This is a genomic window from Cognatishimia sp. (assembly GCF_964229375.1).
GTDB lineage: Bacteria > Pseudomonadota > Alphaproteobacteria > Rhodobacterales > Rhodobacteraceae > Cognatishimia.
Map to the genome: position 1 here is coordinate 1 of NZ_CAXREH010000124.1, position 4,920 is coordinate 4,920.

Genomic DNA, 4,920 nt, shown 5'->3' on the forward strand with positions numbered 1-4,920 from the left:
CTGGATGACTATGGCTCTGGGCCGACGTCTTATAAGCTGCTGAAAGACATGTTCTTTGACGTCATCAAAGTGGATGGCGGCTTTACAACCAAGATCCATCAGGACTCTGAAAATCAGGTCTTGGCGGGCGCGATTGCACAAATTGCCGCGCGTCTGGATATGCGCAGCGTCGCCACCAAGGTCGAGACCCGACAAGAGGCGCATGTCATGGCGAAACTTGGATTCACGTTCCTGCAAGGCTATGCCATCGGCGCCCCCACGATCTCGCCACCTTGGGATCCGGTGCGCAAGTCGGCTGTCGCGTAAATCGGCCATCCTATTGCGCCCAAACCGCCCTCCAAAATCGCGAAGCTTGCCGCAATGCGGCAAATCCGCTAATCAATTGCTGCAGCGCTGCATAATCGACCCCATACAATCGATGACATGCAGCCGTAACGACGAATGCATTTGAGGGAGATCACATGACGAATGTCGTAATCGCGTCCGCCGCCCGCACCGCTGTCGGGTCCTTCGGTGGGTCTTTTGCCAACACCGCCGCACATGACTTGGGCGCGACTGTCCTCGAAGCCGTCGTTGAACGCGCGGGCGTCGCCAAAGAAGAAGTGTCTGAAACCATTCTTGGTCAGGTTCTGACAGCCGGTCAGGGCCAGAACCCAGCACGTCAGGCGCACATCAACGCGGGTCTTCCGAAAGAAAGCTCTGCCTGGGGCATCAACCAGGTCTGTGGCTCGGGCCTTCGTGCCGTCGCGCTTGCCGCACAGCATATCCAACTGGGCGACGCGTCGATCGTTGCAGCCGGTGGCCAAGAAAATATGACACTGTCCCCCCATGTGGCGCACCTGCGTGCAGGTCACAAAATGGGCGACATGAAATACATCGACTCGATGATCCGCGACGGCCTTTGGGATGCCTTCAATGGCTACCACATGGGTCAGACCGCTGAGAACGTGGCCGAGCAATGGCAGATCTCGCGCGATATGCAGGACGAATTCGCCCTCGCATCTCAGAACAAAGCCGAAGCTGCGCAAAAGGCTGGCAAGTTCGACGACGAAATCACGCCTTTCACTGTGAAAACCCGCAAGGGCGACATCATCGTCGACAAGGATGAATACATCCGCCATGGCGCGACCATCGAAAACATGCAGAAACTGCGTCCGGCCTTTGTTCGCGATGGCGGCTCTGTCACCGCAGGCAACGCCTCTGGCATCAACGATGGTGCAGCTGCAGCATTGATGATGTCCGCAGCCGAAGCCGAAAAGCGCGGCATCGAGCCACTGGCACGCATCGCATCCTATGCGACCGCCGGTCTTGACCCATCCGTCATGGGCGTCGGCCCGATCTATGCGTCCCGCAAAGCGCTGGACAAAGCTGGTTGGTCCGTGGCCGATCTGGACCTGATCGAAGCAAACGAAGCCTTCGCCGCACAGGCCTGCGCCGTCAACAAGGACATGGGCTGGGATCCTGCAATCGTTAACGTCAACGGCGGCGCGATCGCAATTGGCCACCCAATCGGCGCATCAGGCTGCCGCGTCTTGAACACGCTGCTGTTTGAAATGAAACGCCGCGATGCCAAGAAAGGGTTGGCCACCCTGTGTATCGGTGGCGGCATGGGCGTCGCGCTCTGTGTTGAGCGCGATTAAGGAACATGCGTTTCTGATGAAATATAAGGCGTCCCAAGGGTTGGGGCGCCTTTTTTGTTACGAGTACGTCGCAGGTTATGAGTAAAAAGCTCTATAATTCTAAAAATTCACCGCGAAACAATATTGCACGTACTCTGCGCAAATTATAACAGTATTACCAAACGGATCTAAGACTGGAGAACGAAAATGGGACGAGTTGCACTGGTTACTGGTGGCTCACGCGGCATCGGAGAAGCAATCTCTAAGGCGCTGCAAGCACAAGGCTGCACAGTTGCTGCGACATATGCGGGCAACGACGAAAAGGCCGCGGCCTTCACCGCGGAAACAGGTATCAAGACATACAAGTGGGACGTGGGGAACTACGAAGCCTCTGCCGCAGGGATCGCACAGGTCGAAGCCGATCTGGGCCCCATCGACATCGTCGTCGCCAATGCAGGCATCACGCGGGACGCGCCTTTTCACAAGATGACACCAGACATGTGGAACGACGTCGTCAACACCAACCTGACTGGCGTCTTCAACACGGTTCACCCAGTGTGGCCAGGCATGCGCGAGCGTAAATTCGGCCGCGTCATCGTGATTTCTTCGATCAACGGTCAGAAAGGCCAGTTCGCGCAAGTGAACTATGCCGCGACAAAAGCGGGCGATCTGGGCATCGTAAAGTCTCTGGCGCAGGAAGGCGCGCGCGCCGGCATCACCGCGAACGCGGTTTGCCCGGGCTATATCGCGACGGAAATGGTGATGGCCGTGCCAGAAAAAGTCCGCGAGTCGATCATTTCGCAAATTCCGGCAGGTCGACTGGGCGAGCCAGAAGAAATCGCGCGCTGCGTGGCATTCCTGGCCTCGGACGAGTCGGGCTTTGTGAACGGTTCGACGATTTCTGCCAACGGTGCGCAGTTCTTCGTCTAACCACCGACACCCGAAAAAACGTAAGGGCTGGTCATCGACCAGCCCTTTTTCGTCTCGTAAGTCCTTGTCATATCAAGGTCAGCGGGACGGTGCCGTAAGTGTTCTGACACCCTCAAAACGCAGCGGCACGTGAAATTGCGACAGTATCCAGCGCAGCCCATCCCGAAGGGCAGCCCCCCGTGCGGCATGGGCGGCGTCAAAGGCCTTACGCTGGCGGTTCGTTGTTGCGGTCTCGATCATTCTGGCCTCCTTTGGGCTTGAGTTAGCTAAGCAATATTGAACTGACCCCAATATGTGCTTTAGAAGATAAGTTGACAAACGAGACTTATCGCAGCTTCAATTTAGTTTTACTTAACTGACATGAGTGACAGACTTCCCCCTTTGACTGCCCTGCGCGCCTTCGAGGCCGCCGCCCGCCACTTGTCTTTTGCAAAGGCCGCCGACGAATTGAACGTAACCCCTGCGGCCCTGTCTTTTCAGATCAAATCGCTTGAAGAGCATCTAGGCCAGCCGCTGTTCATTCGCCTGAACCGCGCGGTGGAATTGACCGCCGCAGGAAAAACACTGGCGCCGGGCACCAGCGACGGGTTTCAAGCGCTGATCGCGGCTTGGACGGCAACGCGGCGACTGACGGATGATACAACCCTCACCGTGTCAGCGGGCCCGGCGTTGACGGCAAAGTGGTTGGCCCCAAGGCTCTTGGATTTTGCCCGTGGGCATCCCGAAATCGACCTGCGCATTTCCGCCACGTTGAAACGCATCGATTTACGCCGGGATCAAGTCGATGTCGCCCTGCGGTTTGGATATGACAATGACGACGGCTTCTATTCTGTGCCTGCACGCAAGGAGTGGATGTCGCCTGCCATGACGCCCGCCATGGCCGAGCAGTTCCCGACTCCCGAAAGCCTGAAGGACGCGCCCCTCATCGAAGACAGTTCAATCGAATTCCTGTCACCGCCGTGCAACTGGGAAAACTGGTTCAAATCCGCAGGTGTGACCCATAAGCCCAGCAGCATAATCAGCTTCTCCAATGCGGACCACGCTATCGAAGCGGCCTGTTCCGGCGTCGGGGTCGTGCTTGGCCGACGTCCCTTGATGATCAAAGATGTGCTGGACGGCCGCCTTGTGGTGCCGTTCAAGCAAGCCATCGAAACGGATGCCCGGTTCCGCTTTCTGTGCCTGCCAGGGTCGGAAAAACGCCCGCAGGTGCGCGATTTCCGCGATTGGTATCTCGCCGAAATCGAAAAGACGGCGCATATATGGGGCGATATGCAAATCACCCCTGTGACGGATCTTTGAATGACACGTAAACGCGCCACAGCGATCGGATTTACAGCCGTGCTTCTCTGGAGCTTTCTGGCCCTGTTTACCGTTGGTTCTGCCCCTGTCCCGCCGCTCCAACTGAATGCCATCTGTTTCGGGATTGGCGGCACAATCGGTCTGATCTGGACCCATTTTAGCGGCGGTCTTCAGCAGCTTCGGGTGATCAGCTGGAAAGTCTATGTCTTTGGTACTGTTGGCATCTTTGGCTATCACGCGCTTTATTTCAGCGCCCTGCGCCTTGCCCCCGCCGCCGAAGCCGGTCTGATCGCCTATCTTTGGCCCCTGTTGATCGTGCTGTTTTCAGGCCTGCTGCCGGGCGAGACTTTGCGGCGTGGCCACCTTGCCGGAGGTCTCTTGGGATTTGCGGGCGCCGCATTGATTATCCTAGGGGGCGGCGCAGATTTTTCCGCAGACAACCTACCGGGGTTTGCCCTTGCGATCGCCTGTGCGCTGACGTGGTCCAGCTATTCTGTACTGTCACGCAAACTGGGCGACGTGCCAACCGCATCGGTCGCGGTTTTCTGTCTGGCCAGCGCTGTGCTGTCGATGGCGCTGCACCTGACGCTTGAGACAACGCAGTGGCCACAAACGCAAATCGGCTGGTTGTCTGTTCTCGCCCTTGGGCTTGGCCCGGTTGGTGCGGCCTTTTATGTCTGGGATATTGGGGTCAAACAGGGCGACATTCAGCTTTTGGGTACCAGCTCTTACGCGGCACCGCTTTTGTCGACACTTGTTCTGATTCTTGCAGGCGTCGCAGACGCCAGTTGGCCCTTAGCGGCCGCAGCACTTTTAATCACAGGAGGCGCTGTGGTGGCCGCCCGCGCAAACGCGTAGACGCCCGGATCCCGAGGGCCGGACGCCCGTTGGGAAGAGTGGCTTACGAACTAAGCCGGTTAATTTCTTCTTTTAGCTTAAGTTTTTGTTTCTTCATTTCCGCGATAGAAAAGTCGCTGGAACCTGGGGCACGTTGCTCTTCTTCGACCTGTTGGGAGAGGGTTTCGTGTTTCCGTTTCAGTTGTTCCAAATGCGAGCTCACACTCATGGCAGC

Annotated in this window: 7 protein-coding genes; 5 read left to right on the forward strand and 2 right to left on the reverse strand. The window is 57.3% G+C overall.

What is annotated here, in order from left to right; all coding sequences use genetic code 11:
• The 3 genes from ACEQWH_RS09565 to phbB form a co-directional block, all read left to right on the forward strand.
• Positions 1-306 (forward strand): EAL domain-containing protein (locus tag ACEQWH_RS09565; protein WP_370230151.1); only part of this gene is annotated, 306 nt, incomplete at its 5' end.
• 155 nt (positions 307-461) lie between these two features.
• Positions 462-1,640: an acetyl-CoA C-acetyltransferase gene (locus tag ACEQWH_RS09570; RefSeq protein ID WP_370230152.1), complete on the forward strand. Its 1,179-nt coding sequence runs from the start codon at positions 462-464 to the stop codon at positions 1,638-1,640.
• Between the two features lie 186 nt (positions 1,641-1,826).
• The gene (phbB, locus tag ACEQWH_RS09575; protein ID WP_370230154.1) at positions 1,827-2,549 is read left to right on the forward strand and encodes an acetoacetyl-CoA reductase; all 723 of its coding nucleotides are present in this window, start codon (positions 1,827-1,829) and stop codon (positions 2,547-2,549) included.
• A 78-nt stretch (positions 2,550-2,627) separates the two neighbouring features.
• Here phbB and ACEQWH_RS09580 read toward each other — a convergent pair whose 3' ends face one another.
• A complete protein-coding gene (locus tag ACEQWH_RS09580; RefSeq protein WP_370230156.1) occupies positions 2,628-2,789 on the reverse strand; it encodes a hypothetical protein in 162 nt (53 codons plus the stop codon).
• A 120-nt stretch (positions 2,790-2,909) separates the two neighbouring features.
• Between ACEQWH_RS09580 and ACEQWH_RS09585 the strand changes: the two genes are divergently transcribed.
• Together ACEQWH_RS09585 and ACEQWH_RS09590 are read left to right on the forward strand one after the other, a co-directional pair.
• Entirely contained in the window at positions 2,910-3,848 is a 939-nt protein-coding gene (locus ACEQWH_RS09585) for a transcriptional regulator GcvA (RefSeq protein WP_370230157.1), read from the forward strand.
• Complete coding sequence (locus tag ACEQWH_RS09590; protein ID WP_370230159.1) at positions 3,849-4,706, forward strand: DMT family transporter; 858 nt, start codon at positions 3,849-3,851, stop codon at positions 4,704-4,706.
• 43 nt (positions 4,707-4,749) lie between these two features.
• Here ACEQWH_RS09590 and ACEQWH_RS09595 read toward each other — a convergent pair whose 3' ends face one another.
• Entirely contained in the window at positions 4,750-4,914 is a 165-nt protein-coding gene (locus tag ACEQWH_RS09595; protein ID WP_370230161.1) for a YdcH family protein, read from the reverse strand.
• Positions 4,915-4,920 lie beyond the last annotated feature (6 nt).